26 protein-coding genes and 1 pseudogene are annotated in these 25788 nt (G+C 63.3%); 13 read left to right on the forward strand and 14 right to left on the reverse strand.

What is annotated here, in order from left to right; translation table 11 throughout:
* Positions 1-126: 126 nt before the first annotated feature.
* The 5 genes from E7681_RS16830 to E7681_RS16850 all read right to left on the reverse strand — a co-directional run bounded on the left by E7681_RS16830 (position 127) and on the right by E7681_RS16850 (position 5372).
* A complete protein-coding gene (locus E7681_RS16830; protein WP_136340428.1) occupies positions 127-885 on the reverse strand; it encodes an SDR family NAD(P)-dependent oxidoreductase in 759 nt (252 codons plus the stop codon).
* Entirely contained in the window at positions 882-2525 is a 1644-nt protein-coding gene (gene aliA, locus E7681_RS16835) for a cyclohexanecarboxylate-CoA ligase (protein ID WP_136340429.1), read from the reverse strand. The genes E7681_RS16830 and aliA overlap by 4 nt, the downstream gene beginning before the upstream one ends.
* Before the next feature lie 27 nt (positions 2526-2552).
* Complete coding sequence (gene aliB, locus E7681_RS16840) at positions 2553-3710, reverse strand: cyclohexanecarboxyl-CoA dehydrogenase (protein ID WP_342777070.1); 1158 nt, start codon at positions 3708-3710, stop codon at positions 2553-2555.
* Positions 3711-3810: 100 nt separating this feature from the next.
* Positions 3811-4593: a 2-ketocyclohexanecarboxyl-CoA hydrolase gene (gene badI, locus E7681_RS16845; RefSeq protein WP_136340430.1), complete on the reverse strand. Its 783-nt coding sequence runs from the start codon at positions 4591-4593 to the stop codon at positions 3811-3813.
* 11 nt (positions 4594-4604) lie between these two features.
* A complete protein-coding gene (locus E7681_RS16850) occupies positions 4605-5372 on the reverse strand; it encodes an SDR family NAD(P)-dependent oxidoreductase (RefSeq protein ID WP_211089815.1) in 768 nt (255 codons plus the stop codon).
* A 216-nt stretch (positions 5373-5588) separates the two neighbouring features.
* On the opposite strand from E7681_RS16850, the gene E7681_RS16855 reads away from it, so the two are divergent.
* The 7 genes from E7681_RS16855 to E7681_RS16885 all read left to right on the forward strand — a co-directional run bounded on the left by E7681_RS16855 (position 5589) and on the right by E7681_RS16885 (position 12017).
* Positions 5589-6080 (forward strand): MarR family winged helix-turn-helix transcriptional regulator, encoded by a 492-nt coding sequence (locus tag E7681_RS16855; RefSeq protein ID WP_136340431.1) that lies wholly within the window; start codon positions 5589-5591, stop codon positions 6078-6080.
* 272 nt (positions 6081-6352) lie between these two features.
* The gene (locus E7681_RS16860) at positions 6353-7375 is read left to right on the forward strand and encodes an alcohol dehydrogenase catalytic domain-containing protein (protein WP_136340432.1); all 1023 of its coding nucleotides are present in this window, start codon (positions 6353-6355) and stop codon (positions 7373-7375) included.
* A 16-nt stretch (positions 7376-7391) separates the two neighbouring features.
* Positions 7392-8168: an enoyl-CoA hydratase-related protein gene (locus E7681_RS16865; RefSeq protein ID WP_136340433.1), complete on the forward strand. Its 777-nt coding sequence runs from the start codon at positions 7392-7394 to the stop codon at positions 8166-8168.
* Positions 8169-8237: 69 nt separating this feature from the next.
* Positions 8238-9296: a TRAP transporter substrate-binding protein DctP gene (dctP, locus tag E7681_RS16870; protein ID WP_168733236.1), complete on the forward strand. Its 1059-nt coding sequence runs from the start codon at positions 8238-8240 to the stop codon at positions 9294-9296.
* Positions 9297-9357: 61 nt separating this feature from the next.
* Positions 9358-9921 (forward strand): TRAP transporter small permease, encoded by a 564-nt coding sequence (locus E7681_RS16875; RefSeq protein WP_136340435.1) that lies wholly within the window; start codon positions 9358-9360, stop codon positions 9919-9921.
* Between the two features lie 10 nt (positions 9922-9931).
* Positions 9932-11230, forward strand: coding sequence for a TRAP transporter large permease (locus E7681_RS16880; protein WP_136340436.1), 1299 nt, complete (start codon positions 9932-9934; stop codon positions 11228-11230).
* 43 nt (positions 11231-11273) lie between these two features.
* Positions 11274-12017: an SDR family NAD(P)-dependent oxidoreductase gene (locus E7681_RS16885; protein ID WP_136340437.1), complete on the forward strand. Its 744-nt coding sequence runs from the start codon at positions 11274-11276 to the stop codon at positions 12015-12017.
* On the opposite strand, the gene E7681_RS16890 is transcribed toward E7681_RS16885, so the two are convergent.
* Positions 12010-12585, reverse strand: a complete 576-nt coding sequence (locus tag E7681_RS16890) for an NIPSNAP family protein (protein WP_136340438.1) — start codon at positions 12583-12585, stop codon at positions 12010-12012. The two genes, E7681_RS16885 and E7681_RS16890, sit on opposite strands and share 8 nt — an antisense overlap.
* Before the next feature lie 76 nt (positions 12586-12661).
* Positions 12662-13573: a helix-turn-helix domain-containing protein gene (locus tag E7681_RS16895; RefSeq protein ID WP_136340439.1), complete on the reverse strand. Its 912-nt coding sequence runs from the start codon at positions 13571-13573 to the stop codon at positions 12662-12664.
* A gap of 143 nt (positions 13574-13716) precedes the next feature.
* On the opposite strand from E7681_RS16895, the gene E7681_RS16900 reads away from it, so the two are divergent.
* The 3 genes from E7681_RS16900 to pepT all read left to right on the forward strand — a co-directional run bounded on the left by E7681_RS16900 (position 13717) and on the right by pepT (position 17534).
* Positions 13717-15402, forward strand: a complete 1686-nt coding sequence (locus E7681_RS16900) for an FAD-dependent oxidoreductase (RefSeq protein ID WP_136340440.1) — start codon at positions 13717-13719, stop codon at positions 15400-15402.
* Complete coding sequence (locus tag E7681_RS16905) at positions 15399-16202, forward strand: SDR family NAD(P)-dependent oxidoreductase (RefSeq protein WP_246032521.1); 804 nt, start codon at positions 15399-15401, stop codon at positions 16200-16202. Before E7681_RS16900 ends, E7681_RS16905 begins: the two co-directional genes overlap by 4 nt.
* Positions 16203-16286: 84 nt before the next feature.
* Positions 16287-17534, forward strand: a complete 1248-nt coding sequence (gene pepT, locus E7681_RS16910) for a peptidase T (RefSeq protein WP_136340441.1) — start codon at positions 16287-16289, stop codon at positions 17532-17534.
* A gap of 70 nt (positions 17535-17604) precedes the next feature.
* Here the strand turns inward: pepT and E7681_RS16915 are convergent, their stop codons facing one another.
* The 4 genes from E7681_RS16915 to E7681_RS16930 form a co-directional block, all read right to left on the reverse strand.
* Positions 17605-19521 (reverse strand): potassium transporter Kup, encoded by a 1917-nt coding sequence (locus E7681_RS16915; protein ID WP_136340442.1) that lies wholly within the window; start codon positions 19519-19521, stop codon positions 17605-17607.
* Positions 19518-20153, reverse strand: a complete 636-nt coding sequence (locus E7681_RS16920) for an exopolysaccharide biosynthesis protein (protein ID WP_136340443.1) — start codon at positions 20151-20153, stop codon at positions 19518-19520. The genes E7681_RS16915 and E7681_RS16920 overlap by 4 nt, the downstream gene beginning before the upstream one ends.
* Complete coding sequence (locus tag E7681_RS16925; RefSeq protein WP_281277667.1) at positions 20150-21148, reverse strand: TerC family protein; 999 nt, start codon at positions 21146-21148, stop codon at positions 20150-20152. Before E7681_RS16925 ends, E7681_RS16920 begins: the two co-directional genes overlap by 4 nt.
* Before the next feature lie 95 nt (positions 21149-21243).
* Complete coding sequence (locus E7681_RS16930) at positions 21244-21510, reverse strand: hypothetical protein (protein WP_136340445.1); 267 nt, start codon at positions 21508-21510, stop codon at positions 21244-21246.
* 152 nt (positions 21511-21662) lie between these two features.
* Here E7681_RS16930 and E7681_RS16935 point away from each other — a divergent pair, with 152 nt between their 5' ends.
* Entirely contained in the window at positions 21663-22058 is a 396-nt protein-coding gene (locus tag E7681_RS16935; protein WP_136340446.1) for a hypothetical protein, read from the forward strand.
* A gap of 90 nt (positions 22059-22148) precedes the next feature.
* Here the strand turns inward: E7681_RS16935 and E7681_RS19170 are convergent, their stop codons facing one another.
* Positions 22149-22409, reverse strand: a complete 261-nt coding sequence (locus tag E7681_RS19170) for a heme-binding protein (RefSeq protein WP_246032523.1) — start codon at positions 22407-22409, stop codon at positions 22149-22151.
* A 281-nt stretch (positions 22410-22690) separates the two neighbouring features.
* Positions 22691-23593, reverse strand: a complete 903-nt coding sequence (locus E7681_RS16945; protein WP_173507528.1) for a cation diffusion facilitator family transporter — start codon at positions 23591-23593, stop codon at positions 22691-22693.
* Between the two features lie 35 nt (positions 23594-23628).
* Here E7681_RS16945 and E7681_RS16950 point away from each other — a divergent pair, with 35 nt between their 5' ends.
* A complete protein-coding gene (locus E7681_RS16950; RefSeq protein WP_136340448.1) occupies positions 23629-24657 on the forward strand; it encodes an IS110 family RNA-guided transposase in 1029 nt (342 codons plus the stop codon).
* Positions 24658-24976: 319 nt separating this feature from the next.
* Positions 24977-25282, forward strand: a pseudogene (locus tag E7681_RS16955) (transposase); the annotation flags it as partial.
* A 22-nt stretch (positions 25283-25304) separates the two neighbouring features.
* Here E7681_RS16955 and E7681_RS16960 read toward each other — a convergent pair.
* Positions 25305-25733 carry a MerR family transcriptional regulator gene (locus E7681_RS16960; protein WP_136340496.1) on the reverse strand — a complete coding sequence of 143 codons (429 nt, stop codon included), beginning with the start codon at positions 25731-25733 and terminating at the stop codon, positions 25305-25307.
* Between the last annotated feature and the right edge of the window lie 55 nt (positions 25734-25788).

Below are 25788 nucleotides of genomic sequence, written 5' to 3' on the forward strand. Positions count from 1 at the left end.
GTCCTTTGCGTAATACGGGCGCGAAGACGGGGGAGTGCCGCCTTCGCGCCGCGTTCCGCCGAGGGAAGGCGGAACACCGAGGGGACGGGAGGATCGCCCTCTGGATTCTTGTTTTTCCTCAAACGGTTACAGCGACGGGATGATCCCGCCAGAGACCGAGATGATATCGCCAGTGATGAATCGCGCCCGGTCGCTGGCCAGAAAGGCAACGGCGTCCGCGATCTCCTCGGGCTCGGCCATCCGCTGGATAAAAGCCTTTGAGGTCAGTCGCTTGGCATGATCCTCGGGCATATTTTCGGTGATCGAGGTGCGCGTTAACCCTGGCGCGACCGCATTGACGGTCACGTAAGGGGCGAATTCCTCGGCCAGAGATTTCGTCAAAGACGCCACCCCCGCCTTCGCCGCAGCATAGTCCGCCTGCCCCGCTTCGCCGCCGAAGACGATGCTTACAACGTTGATAATACGTCCTTTTTTCCGCGCAATCATCCCCGGTGCGACGCGCTGGGTCAGGTGAAATGTGCCGATCAGGTTCAGATCCATGGTCGCCCGGAACTGCGCCTCGGTCATCTCCAGAAACGGGGTGTAGAGCCGTTTGGACCGGATGCCGCCCACCAGATTTAGCAGGATATCCACGCCGCCCAACGACATCTGGGCCAGATTGCAGAAGGCATCCGCCTCGTCCGCGCGGGTGACGTCGGCGCGCAGGCTGGCCACCCTGACGCCCCGCGCCTCGGCCCAGTCCACCGCCTCCGCCAACCGATTGGCCGAGATATCCGTCAGCGCCAACCCCGTCACACCCGCGTCCACAAGGGCTGCGGCGACGGCCCGCCCCATCGGCCCGCCCGCCCCGCTGATCATCGCGACCTGACCGGACAGATCCGTCATTTTGCGCCTTCTTTCAACATGTTACGCAAAGCGAACTTCTGGATTTTCCCCGAGGCGGTCGCCGGCAAGGCACTGCGCACCTCCAGCCGTTCGGGCCAATATTGCTTGGCCAGATGCTGTTCGCCCAGGAACGCCTGCATGTCCGCAAAGCTAAACTCCGCCCCCGGTTTCGGCACCACGAAGGCGCAGGCTCGCTCGCCCAACCGCTCGTCCGGATAGCCCACGATCGCCACCGTAGCGACGCTGGGATGCTTGAACAGCAGCGATTCCACCTCGATCACCGGGATATTTTCCGCCCCGCGAATGATGATGTCCTTAGAACGCCCGCAAATCCGGATGTACCCCGCCGCGTCCGCCCGCGCGATGTCGCCCGTGTCGAACCAGCCCTCGGCATCAATGTTGTTCCACTGCGGCCGCTTCAGGTAGCCCCCGAAATTCGAGCACCCGCGCACGAACAGCTCGCCCTCATGCCCTGCCGGAACCGGCTTGCCATCTGTGCCGCGGATTTGCAGCTCCATCCCCTCCAACGGGTAGCCGTCGGTGTGCACGGCGCGCTCGTCTGGGTCGTCGAGGTTGATCAGCGTGACCGCCCCGTTTTCCGTCATGCCCCAGGCCGAGACGATCTTGGTTCCCAGCACCGCATGGGCGCGCTCCACGACCGGACCGGGGATCGCCGTACCCGCGCACAGGAAGGTGCGCAGCGAGGAACTGTCGGTCCCGTTCACCTCGACCGCGTTCGCCAAATCCATCAAGAACGGCGTAGAAGCCATTGTAAACGAGCAGTTTTCCTGCTCGACCACACGCGCAGCCAAGTCCTTGTCCCACATGTCCAACAGCACCGCACTGGCCTGCAATTGCACCGGCATCAGCAGCCCGTACATGAACCCCGTCTGGTGCGCCATCGGCGAGGCCATCAGGATCACGTCCTCAGCACCCAACCGCAACCGCGCCGCATAGGGCACCAGATTGGCGTACATCGTGTTGGCCGTGTGCATCACGCCCTTGGGTTCACCCGTGGTGCCCGAGGTATAGATCAGCTGGCACACCTCGTTCGGCCCACCCCGGTTTTCGCTGCAAATCCGCGCGCGGTCGGGGTCGGTGTCAAAGGCCGGGTCCATCAGCAGCGCGTCAAAGCTGTTCGGCCCCTCGCCGTCCAGAACGACGATGTGTTGCAGATCCGGCAGGTTGGGTTTCATGCCCTCGGCCATCGCCTCATGATCGAAGCCACGGAACAGTTTGGGGATGACGAAAACCTTCGCCTCGCCGTGTTTGAGCATGAAATTCAGCTCGTGTTCACGGAAGATATGCATCACCGGATTGAACACGGCGCCCAATCGGGCGCAGCCCAGATAGGTCGCCACGAACTGCCAGCTGTTGGGCAACTGGCAACAGACCACATCGTCCTTGCCCACGCCCAACCGGTGCAAACCGATCGCCGCGCGGTCGGCCAGCTTGTCCAGCTCGGCATAGGTCAGGTCCGTCCGCGCGCCCGTCCCGACGCTGATCGAGGTCAGCGCCCGTTTATCGGAGCACGTCGCCAGACAGGCGTCGAAATAGTCGTTGACGGTCTTGTTCTTCCACAATCCACGCGCGGTCATCTCCTCCTGACGGGGCGCGATCAATACGGCATCGAATTTCATTTGGGTCCTCCTCCCGGTGATTTCGGCTTAGTTGCCGACGGCTTTGCGGCCGGCGCGGTCGCGCGCGATGATGGTTTTCATGATGTTCGCGGTGCCGTCGCCGATCTGCAGGCCCAGCACGTCGCGCAGGCGCTGCTCGAACGGCAATTCGTTGGAATAGGCGTAGTGACCATGCATCAGCAGGCAGCAATGCACGGTTTCATAGGCCAGAAGCGGCGGCCACCACTTGGTCATCGCGGCCTCGGCGGTGTGGGGCAGGCCCTGATCCTTCAGCCACAGCGCGTGCATGGACAGCAGCCGCGCCGCCTGCACCTGCGTGTCGAAATTCGCCAGCTGGTGCGACACCCCCTGGAACGAGGCCAGCGGCTGGCCGAACGCCTTGTGTTCAGCGACATGGGCCCAGGTTTCATCCAGGCTTTGTTGCGCCAGGCCAATGCACTGCAACCCGATCAGAGAGCGCGAGAAATCGAAGCCCTGCATGACCTGCACGAAGCCCTTGTTTTCCGTCCCCAACAGGTGGTCGGCAGGTACGCGCACATTGTCGAAAAAGATCGAGCCACGCCCGATCGCCCGCTGCCCCAGGCAGCTGAACCGCGTGGTGGAAATGCCCGGCAGGTCCATCGGCACCAGAATGGCCGAGACGCCATGCGCCTTATCCTCGGGCTTGCCGGTGCGGGCGAAAACGATGGTCGCCGCGGCCTGATCGGCGGCCGAGATCGAGGTCTTTTCGCCGTTCAGCACGTAGTAATCGCCGTCCCGCTCCATCTTCAGGCCCAGATTGCCCGCATCCGAGCCGCCCCGCGGTTCGGTCAGCGCGATGGCCAGCATGATTTCCCCGGCAGTGACGCGGGGCAGCCATTTGGCGGCGATTTCGGGCTTGGCGAAATTCTTCAGCACCTGCCCGTTCAGCGAGGCCAGAAGCGGGATGTAGCCAAAGCTGAAATCGGCGCGAGCGATTTCCTCGATGATGACACCGGAATAGATCGCGCCCACGCCCATGCCGCCGAATTCCTCGGGCAGTTCGGGGGCGATCAGGCCCAGCTCGCCCATCTCGCGGATCAGTTCGGGTTCAAACCGGCCCGATTTTTCGCGCGCCTGGTAGCCCGGCGCCAGTTTCTCCAGCGCGAATTTGCGCGCCATGTCACGGACGGCGGCGATCTCGTCTGTCTCGTAAATGCTCATCATGTGCATTCTCCTCCTGAATGCGGGCAAACCCGGTCCGGTCCGCCAGGGCGGTCGATTATGTGGTGGATTGGCCGGGCGGGTGCGCCGCCCGGCGGGCGCGTCAGCCCTTGAACTTGCGGAAGTCCGGCTTGCGCTTTTCCTTGAAGGCGATACCGCCTTCCTTGCTTTCGTCGGTGTCATAATACAGCGACAGGCCCAGCATCCCGAGGCCGGCGATACCGCGCTGATGCTCGGTGTCCATGTTGAAGCTGCGCTTGGCCAGCGCGATAGCGGTGGGCGATTTCTCCATGATCTCGGCGCACCAGCGATCAACCTCGGCGTCCAGCTCGTCATGCGGGACGACCTTGTTGACCAAGCCCATCTCCAGCGCCTCCTGAGCGTTGTAGCGGCGGCACATGTACCAGATTTCACGGGCTTTTTTCTCGCCCACGACGCGGGCCAGGAAGGCGGTTCCATAGCCCGGATCGACCGAGCCGACCTTGGGCCCGACCTGCCCGAACTGCGCGCGGTCGCCTGCGATGGTCATGTCGCAGATCGTCGCCAGCACGTTGCCGCCACCGATGGCAAAGCCCTGCACCTTGGCGATCACCGGCTTGGGCACGTCGCGGATGATCGAGTGCAGATCCTCCATCGGAAGGCCGATAGTGCCGCGCCCGTCATACTGGCCCTCGTGGGCCGACTGGTCGCCACCGGTGCAAAACGCCTTGTCGCCCGCGCCCGACAGCACGATGACACCAACCGATTTGTCCCATCCGGCCTTGTTGAAGGCGTGGATCAATTCCTCGCAGGTTTGGCCGCGAAAGGCGTTGTACTTGTCGGGGCGGTTGATGGTGATGTGCGCCGCGCCGTCTTTGACGGTGTAAAGAATGTCCTGGTATTCCATTTTCGGCCTCCTCAGCCGTGCATTGTCAGACCGCCCGAGACAGAGATGACCTGCCCGGTGATGAAGCCCGCGTCGTCGCTGGCGAAGAACAGGATGGCACCCGGCAGGTCCTCGGGCCGACCAAGGCGGCCCATCGGAACGGCGCGGGTAAAGGCGACGCGCAGCTTTTCGGGGTCGCCAGCGGATTCCATGAACGCCTCCAGCATCCCGGTTTCTGTCACGCCGGGGCAGACCACGTTGACGCTGATGCCGTGGCGGGCGTGTTCACGCGCGATGGTTTTGGAAAAGGCGATGACGCCCGCCTTGCAGGCCGCGTAAACCGATTCACCGGACGAGCCGACCCGCGCCGCGTCCGACGCAACCGAGATGATCCGGCCCGAGCGCCGCTCGGCCATCTTCGCCAGCACGGGATGGGTGATGTTCAGCACCGAGCGCAGGTTGATGTCGATGATCTTGGTCCAGAAGGTCGGGTCGGATTTCAGGAAGGGCGTGAACACGTCCCAGCCTGCGACATTGGCCAGCACGTCGATTGCGCCGAACTCGGCCTCGATCTTTGCGACGGCTTCCTGCACCGCGTCGAAGTCGGTCAGATCGCAGGCCAGTGCCAGCGCATCGCCGCCTTGCGCGGTGATCTTCTCGGCCACGACCTGTGCGGCCGCGGCGTTCAGATCAGTGACAACGACACGCGCGCCTTCTTCGGCAAAGCGCAGGCAAGTTGCCGCACCAATTCCACCCGCGCCGCCCGTTACGACAACTGTTTTACCTTTCAGGCCCTTCACCGGAACCCTCCTCTTCATCAAATCTTTCTGGGGAACGACGCCTGCATGGCGTTTTTGCGGCACGTTATGCGTAATCGCTTGCCGCACCAACGTCTCGTCCTCCCTGCAGCAATATCAGCCGAGTCGGGTTTTTATGTCAATATCTTTCCATTTATCTCAAATTCCACATCCCGCGCCCCCATTGACCATGACCCGAAAATTGCGCAACGTATGGCAATGGAAGACGTTGAAAGCACACGCGATTTGGACATTGACGATCTGGGGAACCGCCTGTTCTTCCGGCTGTATCAATCCGCGAACATGATGCACAAAACCGGCACCCGCGCGCTGGAAGAGACCCGCGTGACCACCCAGCAATGGGCGATCATCGGCGCCTTGGCACGTGACGGTGTCGAAGAGGGAATCGCCGTGGGCGACCTGACGCGCTTCCTGTTGGTCAGCCGTCAGAACCTGACGGGCGTTCTGTCACGGCTCGAGGCGCTGGGACTGGTGGAGCGTGCCGTCTCGCCCACTGACAGCCGCAGCCGCCTGATCCGCCTGACCGAGCAAGGCCGGACCCTGTGGCGCAACGACATGCGCCAGAAAATCGCCAACTTCTACGCGGCGGCGCTGGACGGGTTTTCGACCACCGACAAGATCCACGTCATCCACTATTTCGACAAGCTGCTTCAGAACATGAAGCGGATCGACCCCGACTCAGGGTCCTGAATCACGCGGACGCAGGTCGTTTCGGACGACCGCGCCAGCCGCGATCACCAGTAAACATATTGCCATTTAAAACGCACCGCGGCTTTTTGCAGACGCGGTGCGTTCGGCTGCCCCCTACGAATTGTCCATAAATTTCCACCCGTTCATCCATTTTTTACAAGGCGGAAGATTGCTTTACTGCAGCGGAACAGGACGGACCCGCAAATAGCACTTATGCAATTATGTTGTCATAATTATAAAAACATGTTTACATATGTGCAGGAGGAAACCAGATGCGTGCATTGCTTTTGACAGCGCGCGGCTCACAGGGGGCTGCGCTCAGCGACGTGCCTCGGCCGGTGCCGGCACAGGGGCAGGTTCTGGTCCGGATGCTGGCCGCGTCCGTGAACCGGGTTGACCTGTACATGCGGGATAACGGGGCGGGGATTACCCATTCCTTGCCGCAGATCATGGGAATTGACGGGGTCGGCGAGGTGGCCGAAGCCCCCGAGGGATCGCGGTTCACGCCGGGTGACCGGGTGATCCTGTACCCGTACGAATTTTGCGGGAAATGTCGCTATTGCCTGGAGGGGGATCAGCCGCTGTGCACCTCGGCCAAGATCTTTGGCGAGCATCGCGACGGCACCATCGCCGACTATATCGCCGTGCCGGAAACCGCGTTGCTGCCGATCTCGGACAGCGTGGATGTCGAGGCGGCAGCAACCATCGGCGTGGCCTATCTGACCGCTTGGCGCATGGTGTTTGGCAAGGTGCCCCTGGCCCCCGGCGCGACCGTTCTGGTGCAGGGCGCGGGCGGCGGGGTCAGCTATGCGGCGGCGCAATTGGCACGTGTGGCGGGCGCTCGGGTGATCCTGACGACCACCGGCGCGGCCAAGCTGGTGCATTTCCGCGATCAGGGGTTCGAGGTGATCGACTATGCCGACGGCCCCTCCTCCAAGTCCGTTCTGGCCCTGACCGGGGGCGAAGGCGTGGATCTGGTCGTCGATAACGTCGGTGCGGCGACTTGGGATCAATCCCTGCGCAGCCTGCGGCGTGGCGGGGCTATCGTGACCTGCGGGGCAACGACGGGCAGCGCGCCCTCGGCTGATTTGCAGCGCATGTTCATTCGGCAGCTTTCCGTCCATGGCTCGACCATGGGCAGCGTGGGCGAGTTCCGCCAGCTGATCGCAACCTTCGAATCCGGGGCGATCCGCCCGCCCATCGACAGCGTCTACCCTCTGGAACGCGCCGCCGAGGCGCTCGACCGCCTCTCTGCCCCCGACCGGCTGGGCAAAGTCGTCATTCAGATCGCGTGACATGGACGGAAACTCAATGACTTACGCCACCATTCTCACCTCGATCGAGGGGCCCGTCGGCCTGATCCGGCTGAACCGCCCCGAGGCGCTGAACGCGCTGAACACCCAGATCACTACCGAGTTGGGCCAGGCGCTGAGCGCCTTTGAAGAGGACGACGCCATCGGCGCCATCGTGATCACCGGCTCGGACGCGGCCTTTGCCGCCGGGGCCGATATCAAGGAGCTGAAGGACAAGACCTTTGCCGATGTCTATGCCGAACAACTGATCACCAAGACCTGGGAACGCGCCGCGTCCTGCCGCAAGCCGGTGATCGCCGCCGTGTCGGGCCATGCGGTGGGCGGCGGCTGCGAATTGGCGCTGATGTGCGATATCGTCATCGCGTCCGAAACCGCGCGCTTTGCCCTGCCGGAAACGCTGATCGGCGTCATCCCCGGCGCGGGCGGCACGCAGCGGCTGACACGCATCGTCGGCAAGGCCATCGCGATGGACATGATCCTGTCAGGTCGCGCGCTGGGGGCTGAGGAGGCCCTGGCGCATGGTCTGGTCAGCCGCGTCGCCCCGCTGGACAGCTACCTGCCCGACGCGCTGGCGCTGGCGGCGAAAATCGCGGCCTCGTCCCGGCCCATCGTCATGCTGGCGAAAGAGGCGGTGAACCACGCCTACGAAACCCACCTGGCCGAGGGCATCTACCTCGAGCGCCGGCTGCTCTATTCCACTTTCGCCACCGAGGACCGGCGGGAGGGGATGACCGCGTTTTCAGAGAAACGCAAACCCGTCTTCACCAACCGCTGACCCCGCGCGGGCAGCGGTCATCCAACAGCCGGGCCAACCCGGCATTCTCTCAGGGAGGAGAATATGTTCATGAAGAAAACCATCACCGGGCTGACCGCCTCGGCCGTTCTGGCCGGTGTGATCTCGACCGCAACCGTTCTGACCGCGCCCGCCGTCCAGGCGGCCGAGGTCGACGGCCCCAAGGTCAAGTGGCTGGTCTCGCTGTGGGGCGCGCGTCGCGGCTTCACCGAGGGCACCGAGGGGCTGAAGGAATACCTGGCCGCCAAGACTGACGGCAATTTCGAGCTGGACCTGCAATATGGCGGCGTGCTGTCGGACCCCAAGGAAAACATCGACGGCCTGCAACTGGGCGCGTTCGAAATGGCGACCGTGTGCTCGTTCTACCACCCCGACAAGACCCCGGCGACCACCGGCCTGAACCTGGCTTTCCTGCCGCTGCCCAGCTTTGAGGTGCAGTACAAGGTCTATGCCGAATACATGAAGCACCCCGCCGTGCAGGCTGAATGGGCCAAGTGGAACGCCACGCCGCTGATGTCGGCGCTGATGCCGAACTATGAAATCATGGGCAAGGGCGATGCACCGGCGGCTCTGGCCGATTGGTCGGGCAAGCGCCTGAACGCTTCGGGCGGCCATGCGGAATTGGTGGGCGCGATCGGCGCCATCGCCTCGACCGTACCGGCGCCGGATCTGTATTCCTCGCTGGAGCGCGGCGCGGTGGACGGGATCGTCTATCCCTACACCTACGCCTTCACCGCCTACCGTTTCCACGAGCTGTCGAACTGGGTCACCGATCACTGGAACCTGGGCACCGTGCAGTGCAACATCGCGGCCAATACCGACGCGTACAATTCCCTGCCCGATCAGTACAAAGCCCTGCTGAGCGAAGCCATCCCCGCTGCCTATGCCTACCAGATCGAGAAATACGCCGAGATCGACAAGGCCAGCGAGGAAGAATTCGCCAAGCGCAATCTGACCCGCATCCCGCTGACCGACGAGATCAGCGCAGCGCTGAAGGCCGCTGTTGCCCCCAGCTGGCAGAAATGGGTGGACGAGGCCAACGCCAAGGGCCTGCCCGGTCAGGAACTGCTGGACCTGATCCTGTCGTCCGCTGACGCGGCTGCCAAGTAAACCCTCTCGATCACCGCTGGCGGGGTGCGCCCCGCCAGCCTCACCCTCGGGGGAGTATTCAATGCAAAACCTGATTGCGGCCCTGGACAGGGGCCTGTCTCCGATCGAGCGCGGCTTTGCCCTGCTCGCTGGCCTGTGCGCGATGCTGGTCATGGCGATGGTCTGCGCCGAAGTGCTGGGCCGCAGCCTGTTCAATCATCCGTTCCGCGGCACCATCGATATCGTTGAACAGTTGATGGCCATCATCGTCGCGATGGGCATCGCCTATTGCCAAAGCCATTTCGGCAACGTCCGCATGACCCTGCTGTCGAACCGCCTGAACGGCCGCGCGCAATGGCTGTCCGAGACCTTCGCCCTGCTGATCGCCTGGCTGGTTGCGCTGGCATTGACCAAGGGCAGCTACCTGAACCTGATGCGCGCCTTGCGCAACGGAGGCGACACGCCGGAAATCCGCATCCCTTTGTGGATCGGCATCGCCGTCGTCACCTGCGCGCTGGGTCTGCTGCTGATCCGCATCTCGATCCAGCTGGCCGAGGCCCTGCGCCTGGTCGCACAGCCGAAATCCGGCTCCAGCGTCTTTGCGCATATGACCGACGACGCCATCGAAACCAACCCCTATGAATGAGAGCTGAGCCATGGATCCGATCACACTGGGAATTCTGGGCGTCGCCTGCCTGATCGTGCTGGTGGTGCTGGGCGTGCCGGTGGCCTTTGCCTCGGCCTTTACCGGCATCGCCGGGATGATGATCATCCGCGGGGAAACCGTCGGCATCGGCCTGTCGGGTATCATCCCCTACGCCAACTCGGCCAGCTATGCGCTGAGCGTGCTGCCGCTGTTCGTCGCCATCGGCTTTCTGGCCATGCATGCGGGCATCACCACCGCCGCCTATGACGCCGCCCGCAAATGGGTGGGCCGCGCGCCGGGTGGGCTGGCCACTGCCACCATCTTTGCCAGCGCGGGCTTTGCCGCCGTGTCTGGTGCCTCGACCGCATCAACCGCCGTGTTCACCCGTCTGGCCCTGCCCGAGATGGAGGCGCGCGGCTATGACAAGACCCTTGCCGCGGGCGTCGTCGCCGTGGGCGGCACGCTGGCCGCGCTGATCCCGCCCTCTGCCATTCTGGTCATCTACGGCATCATCGTCGAGCAATCCGTCGCGCAATTGCTGCTGGCGGGCCTGCTGCCGGGGCTGCTGTCGATGGGGGTCTATGTGGCCGTCATCTGGATCGTGGTGAAACTGAACCCCAACCTGGCGCCGGTCGAACCCTCGACCAGCTTTGCCGAGAAACTGGCGGCCTTGCCCAAGGTCTCGGGCGTGTTCGCGGTGGTCGGCGTGATCCTGGGCGGCATCTATTTCGGCTGGATGACCCCGACCGAATCCGCCGGTGTCGCAACCGCAATCATCCTGGTGATGGCCCTGTTCAAACGGCTCAGCCTGCGCGACATGGGCAACGGGTTGCTGGACACGATCCGCACCACGGCGATGATCTTCATGGTGATCTGGGGCGTCATGATCTTTGTGCGCTTCCTGGCTTTCACCGGCCTGCCTGCCCATGTCACCGATCTGGTGATCGGCCTAGACGTGCCGCGCTTTGTGATCCTGCTGGGCATCATCGTGATGTACCTGCTTATGGGCATGATCCTGGACGGTCTGGGCATGATGATGCTGACGCTGCCGGTGGTGTTTCCCGCCATCGTCGGCCTTGGCTACGATCCGATCTGGTTCGGCATCCTGCTGGTCAAGCTGATCGAGATCGGCGTGGTGACCCCGCCTGTTGGCCTCAATTGCTACGTCGTCAACGGCATCCGTCCCGACATCCCGCTGGAAAGCGTGTTCAAGGGCGTCACCCCCTTCCTGATCGGAGAGATCTTCATCATCGCGGTGATCATCCTCTTCCCCGATTTCATCCTGCTGCTGCCGCGCATGATGAACTGACTCAAACGGCCCCCACGCGAGGCCGTTTTTTCCCGGAGGATCCATGACAGAAACCGCTTTCATCACCGGAGCCGCCGACGGGATCGGCTGGCAACTGGCGCAACTCTTTGCCGCGCGGGGATACTCCGTCGCGCTGGCCGATCTGGATGGTGAGAAGGCCGCGCAGCGCGCCGCCAGCCTGGGGCCAACCCATCTGGGCCTGGCCTGCAACGTCACTGATGAGGAGGCCGTCACGGCCGCCATCGCCGAGACCGTCGCGCGCTTTGGCCGTCTGGACGTCGCCGTCAACAATGCCGGGATCGGCGACACCAGCGCCCCGACGTTGGAACAAACTGCCGCCCATTTTCGCCGCGTCACCGATGTGCACCTGACCGGCACCTTCCTTGTCTCGCAAGCAGCGGCGCGGGTGATGGGGCCGGGCGGCGCCATCGTCAACTTCGCCTCGATTGCCGGGCTGGTCGGCCTGCCGCGGCGCAACGCCTATGGCGCGGCCAAGGCCGGGATCATCGCGATGACCAAGTCGATGGGGGCCGAATGGGCGCCGCAGGGCATCCGGGTGAACGCCGTGGCCCCCGGCTACGTGCGCACCGCCCTGGTCGAGAAACTGATCGCCGAAGGGCTGCTGGACGCCGATGCCATCACCCGGCGCACCCCGATCGGGCGGATGTTGACTCCGCTGGAGGTGGCCGAGGCGGTGTATTTCCTCGCCTCCCCCGCGGCGTCGGGCATCACCGGAACCACCCTGTCCGTTGATGGCGGCTGGACCGCGATGGGCGCCGCTATCTGAGCGGCGAGCAACTGACCGCGCGCAGCAATTCATGCCGCTGCGCGCCCGCAGCCGAGACCATCGGATCGCCCGCCCCATGCCGGTAGAGCGTCACCACCTGCCCCGGATCTTCGCCCGAAACCACGCGCCAACGGCCCAGCATCTCGGCCTCACTTCGCGCGGTGCCCAGCGTCAGCGCCAGATACCCGTCGGCGAACAGCGGCACGCCGACGCCATGCGCCGGATGGGTCTGCCGACGCGCCGAAACCACCGCGCTGAGCGTCTCAGACCCCTCCTCCAGCGCCATCAGCCGGTTGGCCTGCGCCACGATCAGCGGAAATCCTTTCGGCACGAAGCCCTTGTTCCAGTCGGCATCACCCGCCAGACCGGCGCGACAGGCCAGCCGCTCGGACAGGCTTTCATAGACCCACAGGTGATACAGCCGGTTCAACGCCCCGCTGTCAGTCAGCCAATAGCCCGCCATCGGCAAATGCCGCGTCACGTATTGCACGCCGTCGCGGCAGAACCTGTCCAGATAGGCCGGCCCCTGCCCGGGCATCAGGTCATAGGCGCGTAGCTCGTAGATCATGGGAACCCTCCGTTTCGGGCCACCTTGCCCCGCGCCTGTCCGGGCGCCAATGGACGATCCGACCGAAGGCTTGCACTCAGGGTGTCGCCACCTGCCGCAGCGCGCTGTTTTCGTCGCGATACGCCCCCGGCGGCCGCCCGACGCGCTGCGAGAAGAAGCGGCTGAAATAAGCCGGATCTTCGAAACCCAGCTCGTAGCCGATCTCGGCCACGGTCATTTCCATGTAGATCAGGTAGCGCTTGGCCTCGATGATCAGGCGCTCATGCAACAACTCGGACGAGGTTTTCCCCGCCCGCGCCTTGCACGCCTGATTGAGCCGCTGCGTGCTGACCCCCAGCGCGCGGGCGTAGAACTCCAGCCCTTTTTCCTCGCGGAAATGGTTCTCCAGCGCTTCGCGATAGCGGCACAGCAGATCGTAATCGCGATCCCCGACCGAGGGCATGTTCGGCGCGCGGGCATTGCGCAGTCGCATCAGTGCAACCAGAACCCGCAGGAAGTGAGCCTGGATCGCCACCCGCCGCCCCGGCGCGGACCAGACATATTCACGGTTCAGCCAGCCAAACGCGTCGATCACCCCCTCGACCGAAACACCGCTGCCCTCCAACGGGTAAACCTGCGGCGCGGCCAGCACCTCCAACAGCCGTGCATCACCTTGCGAAACCGACGTGGCAAAGGTCGAGGCCGCGGTGATGACTGTGCCATCCGTGCCCGGGCTGAACTGGATTTCGTGCACCATCGCCGAAGGGATCACCATGATCGACAGCGTGGGAATCTCGAATTCCTGCATCTCGACGATCAGCTTGCCGCCACCGCGTTCCACCAACAGGATTTGCACATGATCGGGGTGAGCATGGGCACGAATTGTCCAATCATGCGCGCCGCTACGCTCGCGGATCGGCTCGACATGCAGGAAATTCAACTCGACATCGCTGAGTTGGTCTCCGTACAGATAATAACGCGGAATAGCGATTTTGCGTGTTGCGGTCATGGCGGCCCCCTCCCCTTGGGGCGGTGCGCAGGGGCATAGCCTGACGCCACCGAATTGTGCAACAAAAATCCACGGTCGTCCATTCGCCTGAACGCCTGCCCCTGCGATACCGATCCCACAATCGCGGGACATGGGAGGAGCGAATGACGGCGAAAATGGAATGCGACGTGCTGGTGATCGGCTCGGGCGCGGGCGGGCTGTCCACGGCAGTGACGGCCGCCAAGCACGGGCTGAAAGTAATCGTGGTCGAAAAGGCGCCCGTCTTCGGGGGCACCACGGCCTTTTCCGGCGGCGTGCTGTGGATCCCGTGCAATGCGCATGGCGGTGCCAAGGACACGCGCGAGGCGGCCATCACCTACATGAAGGCCGAGACCGGCAACTTCTATCAGGCCGATGCGGTCGAGGCGTTTCTGGACGCTGGCCCCAAGATGCTGAAGTTCTTCGAGGCCGAAACGGCCGTGAAATTCATCCCCACGCTGTACCCCGATTACCACCCCGATCAGCCAGGCGGGGTCGAAATCGGACGCTCGGTTCTGGCCGCGCCGTTTGATACCTCGGTGCTGGGCAAGGACCTGAAACGCCTGCGACCGCCACTGGCGACGATCACGTTCATGGGGATGATGTTCAACTCGTCCAATGCCGACATCAAACACTTCTTCAACGCCACCAAGTCCCTTAAATCATTCACTTATGTGACCCGTCGGCTGCTGGCGCATTTCCTGGAGGTCGCCCGCTACGGACGCGGCACCAAGGTTACCTCGGGCAACGCATTGGCCGCGCGGCTGGCCAAAAGCTGCTTTGATCTGGGCATCCCGATCCACACCGACACCCCCGCCGAAGAGCTGCTGAGCGACGCCGGTCGCATCACGGGCGCACGGGTTCGGATGGACGACCAGCCCGTCACGATCACCGCCCGCAAGGGTGTCGTGCTGGCCGCCGGTGGCTTTGCTCAGGATCTGGAGCGTATCCGCCGCGCCTACCCGCATCTGGCCCGAGGGGGCGAGCATTTTTCTCCGGTGCCCGACGCCAATACCGGCGACGGCATCACGCTGGGCCAGTCGGTGGGCGGCAAGTTCGACACGCATTTCGCGGCCACATCGGCCTGGATGCCGGTCAGCAAGGTGCCCACGGGCGGCGGCAAATACACGCCGTTCCCGCACCTGCTGGACCGCTACAAACCCGGTATCATCGCCGTTCTGGCCAACGGTCGCCGCTTCACCAACGAAAGCGAAAGCTATCACGACGTCGGCGCGGCCCTGATCGCCGCCTGCGATGGGCAGACCGAGACCGCCTGCTGGCTGATCGCCGATCGCCCCACCATCCGCAAATACGGGTTGGGTTTCGCCAAGCCCGCGCCGGTGCCGCTGGGGACCTATCTGCGCAATGGCTACCTGAAATCCGGCAAGACTCTCGCCGATCTGGCCCGCGCCTGCGGCATCGACGCGGCCAGGCTGGAGGCCACCATCGCCGCCTACAACAAGGACGCGGTGAACGGACAGGACCCGGCGTTCCACAAGGGCTCAACCGCTTTCAACCGTTATCTGGCCGATCCCGAGCACAAACCCAACCCCTGCGTCGGCCCGGTGGCCGAGGGGCCGTTCTATGCCGTAAAGGTCGTCATGGGCGATCTGGGCACGTTCGACGGGCTGGAAACCACGGTCGAGGGGCAGGTTCTGGACGCGCAAAACCAACCCATCGCGGGGCTTTATGCCGTGGGAAATGACCGTGCCTCGATCATGGGGGGGAACTACCCCGGCGCGGGCATCACCTTGGGCCCGGCCATGACATTCGGCTACATCACCGGCCGCCATCTGGCAGGTGTGAAATGAGCGGCGCGGGCATGGACTGGCTGGGCCTGAACGGCAAGATCGTCGTCATCACGGGCGGCTCTGGCGGGATCGGGCGTGCCTGCATGCGCGGCTTTCACGCTGCCGGGGCGCGGGTCGTTGCGCTGGATTACGACCCGGCAGATGCCGAGGCCGCAGCACGCGAAACCGACCGCTCGACCGAGCGCGCGATGGGCATCGGATGCGACGTGTCCAACCCGGCCAGCGTGGCCAAGGCAGGGCAAGTGGTCGCCGACTGGGGCGGTGCGGACGTTCTGATCAACAACGCCGGAATCCTGCGGCCCGGGCATCTGGACATGCTGGCCTTGGGCGACTGGCAACGGATGCTGGAGGTGAACCTGAACGGTTGCCTGCTGGCCGCGCAAAGCTTTGGCCAGCAGATGATGGCCAAGGGCGGCGGTGCCATCGTGCATGTCGCCTCGATCGCTGCGACGCAGCCGCAACCGTTTTCGGGCGCCTACAGCTCGGGCAAGGCGGCGGTGTCGATGCTGTCGCGGCAACTGGCGTTTGAATGGGGGCCAAAGGGCATCCGTTCGAACTGCGTCAGCCCGGGGTTGGTGGTCACGCCCATGTCTCAAGCGTTCTACGCCGACGAAATGGTCAAACAAGCACGCGAGGCTTGCGTGCCGCTGGGCCGCATCGGCCGCCCCGAGGATATCGCAAACGCCGCGATCTACCTGGCCAGCGCGGGGGCAAGCTATGTCAACGGGCAAGAGATCGTCGTCGACGGCGGCCTGTCGCAAACACTGATGTCACACGTCCCGCGCCCGGGGTTCGGCTGACCGATTGCACCGCCGCGTCCCCCGCAGTCAGGCTTGACTCTTGCGGGCGCGGCGGCTCCTCTTTGCCCGAAAGGCAGGGACGCGATGCAAGACAAATTTGACTCCGAGCTGGAGGACCGCCTGGTCCGCTATGCAGCAATCGACAGCCAGAGCGACGAGGATGCCCCCTCCTCGCCCAGCACCGACATTCAGTTCGACATCCTGCGCCTGCTACAGGCCGAGCTGACCGAGATCGGCGCGGCGGATGTTCAGCTGACCGACTACGGCGTCGTGCTGGCAACGATCCCGGCCACCGCCGCAGGGCCGGCCATCGGCCTGCTGGCCCATGTCGACACCGCCCCGCAGTTCAACGCAACCGGGGTGAAGCCGCGTGTGATCCGTGGCTATAACGGCGGCGACATCACCTATCCCGATGATCCGGCGCTGGTTCTGTCGCCGACCGAATATCCCTATCTGGCACAGAAACAGGGGCATGACATCATCACCGCCTCTGGAACCACGCTGCTGGGCGCCGATGACAAGGCGGGCGTCGCGATCATCATGACGGCGGCGCGGCACTTGCTGGCGCATCCCGAAATCCCCCACGGCCCGATCCGCATCGCCTTTACCCCGGACGAGGAAATCGGCCGCGGCGTGGGTCCGGCCCTTCCGGCGGATCTGAAGGCCGATTTCGCCTATACCTTCGACGGCGGCGCGGTCGGGGAGTTGGAGTACGAGACCTTCTCGGCGGATGGCGCCGAAGTCCGGATCACCGGTGTCTCCATCCATCCGGGGCTGGCAAAGGACAAGATGGTGAACGCGATCCATCTGGCCTCGAAAATCATCCAGACCCTGCCGCAGGCGACCATGACGCCTGAGGTCACGGACGGCACCGAGGGCTTCATCCACGCCACCGAAATGACCGGCGGCTCCTCCGAGATGAAGATCAAGCTGATACTGCGCGATTTCGAGCGTGACGGGCTGGCGGCCAAGGGCGAGCTGCTGCGACAGGTCTGCGCCGCCGTTCAGGCGACCGAGCCGCGCGCGGCCATCACCTGCGAGATCCGCCCGCAATACCGCAACATGCGCTATTGGCTGGAAAAGGACATGACCCCGGTCGATCTGGCCCGCGACGCCTGTCGCAAGATCGGGATCGAGCCGGTCTCGGTCCCGATCCGCGGCGGCACCGATGGGTCGCGCCTGACGGAACTGGGCGTGCCAACACCCAACCTGTTCACCGGGATGCAGAACATCCACGGCCCGCTGGAATGGGTGTCGGTTCAGGACATGGCCGTCGCCACGCAGCTATGCCTGACCTTGGTGCAAGAGGCCGTCCAGCCGCAGGAAAAGTGAGCGCCTGAACAACTGCTTCGCCGGAAAATCAACCTGCGCTGGCGGACCGCCGCGACCAATGGCGCGGGTGTCACACCGCCACCTGCGCCCCCATCTCGACCACGCGACCGCGCGGCAGGTGATAGAAATCGCTGGGGTCCGCAGCCAGGCGCGACATCAGGATAAAGATGCGGTCCTGCCAGCCCGGCATACCGATGTCGGGGTTTGACACCAGCTTGCGCCGCCCTAGGAAGAACGAGGTCTTCATGCCCTCGAAATCCAGCCCCTGACGCCGGCACGCCACCAGCGCACGGTTGACGTTGGGCGTCTCCATGAACCCAAAGCGCAGCCACACCCGTTCGAACCGGTCGCTCAGATGTTCGATGCGGGCGCGGTCGCTGTCGGGCACGTGGGGCTCCTCGGCGGTTTCCACGGTCACGATGACGATGTGTTCGTGCAGCACGCCGTTGTGCTTGAGGTTATGCAGCAGCGCGGGCGGAGTCGCGTTGGCGTCGCTGGTCAGAAACACCGCGACACCCGGTGTCCGCAGGGCCGAGCCCTTCTCGATCCGCGGAATGAACTGGTCCAGCGGCACGGCCTCTCTGTGGCTGCGATCGAACAGTTGCTTGGTGCCGACACTCCATGTCCACATCATCACGACCAAGATTGCGCCCAGCAACAGCGGCACATACCCGCCATCGGGCACTTTCAACAGGTTGGCGGCAAAGAACGCCGTCTCGATCACCACGAAGGGCAGGATGACGGCAGCGGCCAGCGGGGCATACCAGCCCCAGACCCGGTGCAACATGCGATAGGCCAGCAGCGTGGTCACGATCATCGTGCCGCTGACCGCGATGCCATAGGCCGCGGCCAGCGCGCTGGAGGTCTGGAACTCGTTCACCAGGATCAGAACACCGGCCAGCAGCAGGAAGTTGATCACCGGCAGGTAGATCTGGCCGGTCTCGGTCTCTGACGTATGCCGGATTTCAAACCGCGGCAGCAGGCCCAGCTGGATCGCCTGCCGGGTCATCGAGAACGCGCCGGTGATGACGGCCTGGCTGGCGATCACAGTGGCCAAGGTCGCCAGAAACACCATGCCGGGCAGTGCCCAGGACGGCACCAGCAGGAAAAACGGGTCGGAAATCGCTGCGGGATTGGTCAGAACCAGCGCCCCCTGCCCCAGATAGTTCAGCCCCAGCGCGGGGAACACCACCACAAACCAGGCGATCTGGATGGGCCTACGACCAAAGTGGCCAAGGTCGGCATAAAGCGCCTCGGCCCCGGTGACGGCCAGGAAAACCGCGCCCATCACGATAAAGGCGACCAGCCCGTGATGGATCAGAAAGCTCAGCGCATAGGTGGGGCTGAACGCTGACAGCACCTCGGGTGCGGCGGCGATCTGGACGGCCCCTGCGACGCCCATCGCAACGAACCACAGCGCAGTAATCGGCCCGAACCAGCGCGCCAAACTGCCGGTCCCGCGCCGCTGAACCACGAACAAGGCCACGAGGATGGCAATCGAAATCGGTAGCACGACCGGCTTGAACACCGGGGTGATCAATTTCAGCCCCTCAACGGCCGAAAGCACCGAAATGGCGGGCGTGATGATCGCATCCCCAAAGAACAGCGCCGCCCCCGCAATCCCCAGCAAAAACACCATGCCAGAGCGTTTCGGAAACGACTGCACCAGCGCGAAAAGCGCCAGAATCCCGCCCTCGCCCCGGTTGTCGGCGCGCAGCAGGAACAGCACGTATTTCAGCGCCACGATCAGGATCAGCGCCCACAGCAGCAGCGAGACGACCCCCAGCACCTCGGCCTGCGTCAGCCCGTCCTTGGCGGCGGGCCTGAGCGCCTCGCGGAAGGCATAGAGCGGGCTGGTGCCCAGATCCCCGTAGACCACACCGACGGCACCGACGGTCAGCCCGGCCGTGCGCAGATAGCCTGGTTTATCCGACGCAGAAGGGGTTGAGCCGTCAGGGCGCAGCTCATCGAACAGCGAAGTTGTCATTTCAACACAAGTTCCAGTACCGCGTACCCGCCCAGAAAAACCAGACCGGTGACTATGGCGATTGAGATAAGAGTAAGTGCCAGCCCGCCGGCAAACCAGAACCCGTCGCGTTCGCTCAGACCAAGGGCCAGCATGATGATAGACAACGCAGGCAGACCATTCGCGAAGGGGATCGGCAGGAACAGAAAGATGGCCAGGATCAGCGTCGCGACACCGACCAGCCGTTCGGCCCACACGAACGAGGCAGGCCACCAGCGCGGCCTGGCCAGTCGTTCGACACGTTCGACCCACGGCACCGCGACACTGACGATGCGCTCGAACGACGCGCGCTCGATGGCCCGGTCGGCTATGAGGCGCGGCAACCACACATCGGGCCGCCCCAGGATCAGCTGCACCGCCAGAAGCATCAACGGCACCGCCGTGAATACCGACGACCCCGGGATAAACAAAAGGACGTTCGGAGCCGCGAAAATCACCATCAACGGCGCGAAACTGCGGTCGCGCAGGGCTGTGACGATCTCCCCCACCGATATCCGCGTCCCATCCCCGGTCGACAGGTCGCGCAGTACAGCGGATAATCTTCGTCCCGGACTTTGGTTCAGTAGCGGCACAGATTTGGCCATGACAGTCATTTCGGCTGAACCGGTCCATCCGCGGCAGGCGCCACCGCACCGGTTTTGCGCGTCTGCCACAGCGACAGCGCGATGCCCCCGATCAGCAACGTCACCGTCACCCCCAGAGAGATCACCGCCGGCACCTTTTCGATGCCCAACAGTTCCGCCCCGATCACCTTGGCGCCGATGAACACCAGCACCAGCGAGACCGCGGTCTTCAGGTGCACAAAGCGATGCATCATCGCGGACAAAGCGAAATACAGCGCGCGCAGGCCCAGAATGGCGAAAATATTCGAGGTGAAGACGATGTAGGGGTCGGTCGTAATCGCGAAAATCGCGGGGATCGAGTCGACCGCAAAGATCACGTCGGCCAGCTCGACCATGACCAGCGCCAGGAACAACGGCGTGACGAACAGCGCCGTGCCCTTGCCCCGGCAGACCGGTTGGCGCACCACGAACCGCTCTCCGCGCAGGCCGTCGGTAACACGGAAACGCTGCCGCATGAAGCGCAGGACCGGGTTATGCGCCACGTCATACTCGGCTTCCCCGTCGCGCAGCATTTTCAGACCGGTGAAGATCAGGAAGGCCGCAAAAATCAGCAATACCCATTCGAAATGTTCGACGACCGCCGCCCCGACGCCGATCATGATGCCACGCAGCAGGATGACGCCGATAATGCCATAGACCAGAACCCGGTGCTGATAGGCGCGTGGCACTCCGAAATAACCAAAGATCATCGCGATGACAAAGATGTTGTCCATCGCAAGGCTTTTTTCGACGACAAAGCCCGTCAGGTACAACAGCGCCGCGCGCTCGCCCATGTACTGCCAGATCCAGGCCGAAAACAGCAGTCCGATGCTGATGTAAAAGGCCGACAAGGCCAGACTTTCCCGCACACCGATTTCATGGGATTTGCGGTGCAGAACGCCCAGGTCGAAGACCAGCAAAGCAAGAACAATCACCAGAAAAAGCATCCAACTCCAAAGGGGTTGGCCGAGAAAGTCGAGCGTCACAAGATCCAAGATCCGGCTCCAGAAATGACCCGCCCGCAGAGGCGGTCAGAGACGGCGGCCATTTGGCCGACGCAAGATCGTAACCCGAGCCAGTCTCAGATGGGAATTTCCGCAAAGCCGGCAAGCCCGTCCGTGAAAATATATTTTTCGCGCCCCCCATTGAACCGGCGCTTGCGCATGCAGATTTCATTAGGGCCCGCCGCAGACAACCCACGGCCGCCTTGCGCGCCCGCGTCTTGCACACTTCGACGGACGGTCGTCGTGCCCCCGGCCATGCGGGGCATCAGAGGCTCAATCGTGAAGACACCCGTCTGGCGGTTCGTCCCATTGTCCATCGTGATCCCGGTCAGGATCGTGATCACCTTTTTGTGCTGGCTAACTGGCTGGCCTCATCCGTTTCCGGCACCTGGCGGTCGCGCGCGTCCGTCAGCACCACGTCAGCTCCGGCGCAAGTCCGCGCCGACGGGCCGGTCCGACACGCGCCATCGCACCCCCTTTCAGAAAGGTTTCTGACATGCACAATACCGTCGCAATCGCCGCCAGCCTGGCCTCTCTGGGCCTGATCTGCGCGATCTACTACAGCAACATCCTTGCCCGCCCCAACAGCCCGATGCGCAGCGAGATGCTGGCCATGATCTTTCTGTCGGTGCTCACGGGTCTGTTCCCGCTGGCCGTCACAGCGACGATCTCCGCGCTCTGGCAGGCATTGACGGGCGGCATCTCGGTGGGTGCGGTGATATCGGCTGGCGCAGATCTGGTAGCCGTTGCTGCGATCCTAGCCAGCGTTTGGGTGTTCCGCGCCTTGGTCAAGGCAACCTACCGAACCAAGTCAACGCCCGACACCACGAACCCGCTGTCGCCGAAACCGGTCAACCTGAACGGGGCGCCCGCAAGGAAGATGGCCGCCTGATCGCTAGGCCCCAAGCCCGGATCTGGACTATTTGCCTGCCCCCTGATCGCCCAATTACCCAATTGTCAGGGGGCAATCATTCAGGCCGTTTCAGCCCGGATCGGCCACGAACCCTGCTGCGGTGATAGCAGTCACCGCACAGGTTTCGTCGTTGTCCGACGTGTCGCCTGTGATCCCTACCGCACCGACAATGACTCCGTCAGCCTTTGACTTGCGACATGCCAGCTCATAGCTGTCCGTAAACAAGCACAGCTGCACAATTGTCCGCTCTTCGACCGACGCATAGCGACTCGGCACGCGACGCCGGATGTAATAATGACCGGATCGCATGATAGGTTTGACGGGTTTCATAGCCGGCTGGCGCTCCTGTTGCAGCGCCTCCTCAGATATCATTTTGTGGCACAAAATGTGAACCAAAATGTGAACCTGAAAATCAATTTCGGCGCACACAAACAGGCGGACAAGTCAATAACCCTAAGCAATCAATAGGTTAAGAAAAAAACATCGGAAAAAATGGCGGAGGGGATGGGTCTGGCAACGAACCCTCTCCACCAAGCTGACACTGCCTGCCCTGCGCTTAAGTGTATGAAGGTGCAAGATAATATCGTTCTTCCGTCAATTCGTCCTCCTGATCATTCATGGCCATTACTACCGTGACCGTAGAGGTTGGCGTTGGTGTGGGCGTTCCTTTCATTCTCGAATTCGAGGCTGGAATGAGCGATGCCGAAGCGTTCGCTCAGTCGTGCTTTGATCTTGCCCTTGATGGCCTCAATTCTCGTCCATCCATCTTCGGCGACGACCACGTGGCAGTCGAGCGCCGCCTCGTGTTCCTGCATCTGCCATAGGTGCACGCGGTGGACATCCGTAACGCCGTCCACGTCCCGCATCGCGGCGATCACGGCCGAGTTGTCGATATCCGGCGGGCTGCCCAGCATCAGTGTCCGGATCGGGCCGCCGATCTCGGTCAGTGCGAGATACAGTATGTACAGCGCGATTCCGATGGTGGTTGCGGGATCGACCCAGCGCAGGTCGTAGAGAATGATCAGCGTGCCGCCGACGATCACGGCGACCGAGGCTAGCGCATCCGAGAGGTTGTGCAGGAAGAGCGCGCAGATGTTCACGCTGCCCTTCTGCATGGACCAGGTGAGCGCCGCAGTCAGAGCGTCGACCACGAGCGCCACGCCGCCGAGGATCACGACGGTCCAACCCTGAATCTCGGGCGGATCGATAATGCGCATACCGCCCTCGTAGATCAGATAAACGCCGACGAGGATGAGTGTCGTGTAGTTGATCAGTGCCGCGACAATCTCGATCCGGCCGTATCCGAAGGTCATCCGCTCGTCCGCAGGCCTCCGCGCGATCTTGCGCGCTGCGAAAGCGATCACCAGCGACGCCATATCCGAGAAGTTGTGCAGCTCATCCGCGATCAGCGCGAGACTGCCCGAAACGATCCCGCCTGCGATCTGCGCGACGGTCAGAAGGGCGTTCGCTGGCTCTGATGATGTGACCGCCCCCCGACGGCATCGATGTGCCAAGGTGGGTCTGCGAGGATCCACATAGGAGGACGGTCATGTTTGAGATTACCACGGTCGGGCTCGACCTTGCGAAGAATGTGTTTCAGGCGCATGGCGCTGATGTTTCGGGGCGGGTAGTTCTGCGCAAGAAGCTGAGACGGGATCAGGTTCTGGCCTTCTTCAGTCAGCTGCGACCCTGCGTCGTTGCCATGGAAGCATGTGGGGGCGCCCACTTCTGGGGCCGCGAGATCGGGAAGCTCGGGCATGAGGTGCGGTTGATCCCGCCCGCCTATGTCAAGCCGTTCGTCAAGCGGCAGAAGAACGACGCAGCCGATGCCGAGGCGATCTGCGAGGCTGCCCAGCGTCCCACGATGCGGTTCGTGCCTGTGAAGAGTGAAGAGACACAGGGGGCTGCGATGGTCTTCCGGATCCGCGAGCTGCTGATCCGGCAGCGCACGCAGATGATCAACGCGCTGCGCAGCCATATGGGCGAGTTCGGGCAGACCGTGCCGCAAGGCGCAGCCAACACCGCGCGGCTGATCTCCATCGTGGAGGACCTGGAAAGCGGATTGCCCGCCGATGCCACCGCGACCTTGAAGGTTCTGGTCGGTGCCCTCACCCATGTGGAGACGGAGATCAGCAAGCTTGATGCCGAGATCGCCCGGCGTGCCAAAGAGAACGAAATTGCGCGCCGGTTGATGACGGTGCCCGGCATCGGTCCCTTGATCGCCACGGCCATCGCCGTCTTGGCTCCGCCGCCGGAGACATTCCGCAAGGCGCGCGACTTCGCCGCGTGGCTCGGCCTGACGCCGAGACAGCATTCCACCGGCGGCAAGCAGAGGCTCGGGGCTACGACGAAGATGGGTGAGCGATCCCTCAGACGGCTGCTGATCATTGGAGCCAACAGCGTCATCATCGAACGGCATGTCCATGCCGCGGCCCAGCCCGGCACTTGGCTGGGAGAGATGCTCAAGCGCAAGCCACCGATTCTGGTTCGAGTGGCCCTCGCGAACAAGATGGCGCGGATCGTCTGGGCCTTGATGGCCAAGGGCGGCGTCTACCGGTCTCCGGCCGCGGCGGCATAAGCCGGTCGTCGGTCGCGAGGACGTCGGAGCGAAAGAGGGCAAGGACAAGTTTGGCGCAACGGTCGTGAGACGGGATCGGGAAACCCAGGGTGCAACAGAGTGCCTTCGAGCACGCGGCTTTGATCTGGACCCGACCTGCAAACACCATACGGGCCCGCGGCATATACATGGCCGCAACAGAGGCCGGACACATGTCAGCACCCAATGACGCGCCAGAACCAGCTCCGAAAAACCCCTCTTGCGCATGGGGCGGTTACACATGTTGCACAAATGGTCTGAGGGGATTCATCTTGTGAATCCAGCGTGGTAGCTGGGCTGCATGAGCAGACCGATACCCCCGACCTACAAGACCCGGAACTGGCCAGCCTACAACGAGGCGCTCAAGCGCCGGGGCTCGCTGACGATCTGGTTCGATCCCGCCATGATGTGGGGAGCCGCGCCCACCGGCAAGCGCGGGCGCCAGCCAGACGACAGCGACGCCGCCATCCAGACCTGCCTGACGATGAAGGTGCTGTTCGGCATGGCCCTGCGCCATATAACCGGGTTCGTCGAGAGCCTGCTGCGCCTGATCGGCCTGGACTGGGCTGTGCCCGACTTCAGCACGCTGTCGCGGCGCCAGAAGACGGCTTTATTGCAACAGAGCCCAATCAGGCCCCAATCTCGTCGTGCTCGGTCAGACATTCAGAATGGTCCCGCAATACCTCCAGCACCCGGCAATCCGCTGTCCGCCCGCCGCTGCATTCGTGAACCATGCGTTTCAGTTCCGTGCGCAGCGCCTTCAGGCGGGCCATGCGCTGCTCCACCTGTTTGAGCTGGCGACGCGCGATGGCATCAGCTTCATCACAGGGCCGATTGGGATGATCGCTGAGGTCGAGCAGCTCGCGGATCGCATCGAGCGAGAAGCCGAGTTGCCGCGAGTGGCGGATGAAGGACAGTCGATCAAGCTGTGCATTGTCGTAGCGCCTCTGTCCGCCTCCGGTCCTGCCAGGATCGGGCATGAGTCCGATCTGTTCGTAGTACCGGATGGTCTGCACTTTTGTGCCAGTCTTCTTTGACAGAGTACCGATCGTGAGCATTTTCGCCTCCATGAAAAAGATACAGTTTATGTAGGTTTTGCCATCGGAATAAACA

The sequence above is a fragment of the Thalassobius vesicularis genome (assembly GCF_004799325.1).
In the GTDB taxonomy this organism is placed as follows: Bacteria; Pseudomonadota; Alphaproteobacteria; order Rhodobacterales; family Rhodobacteraceae; genus Thalassobius; species Thalassobius vesicularis.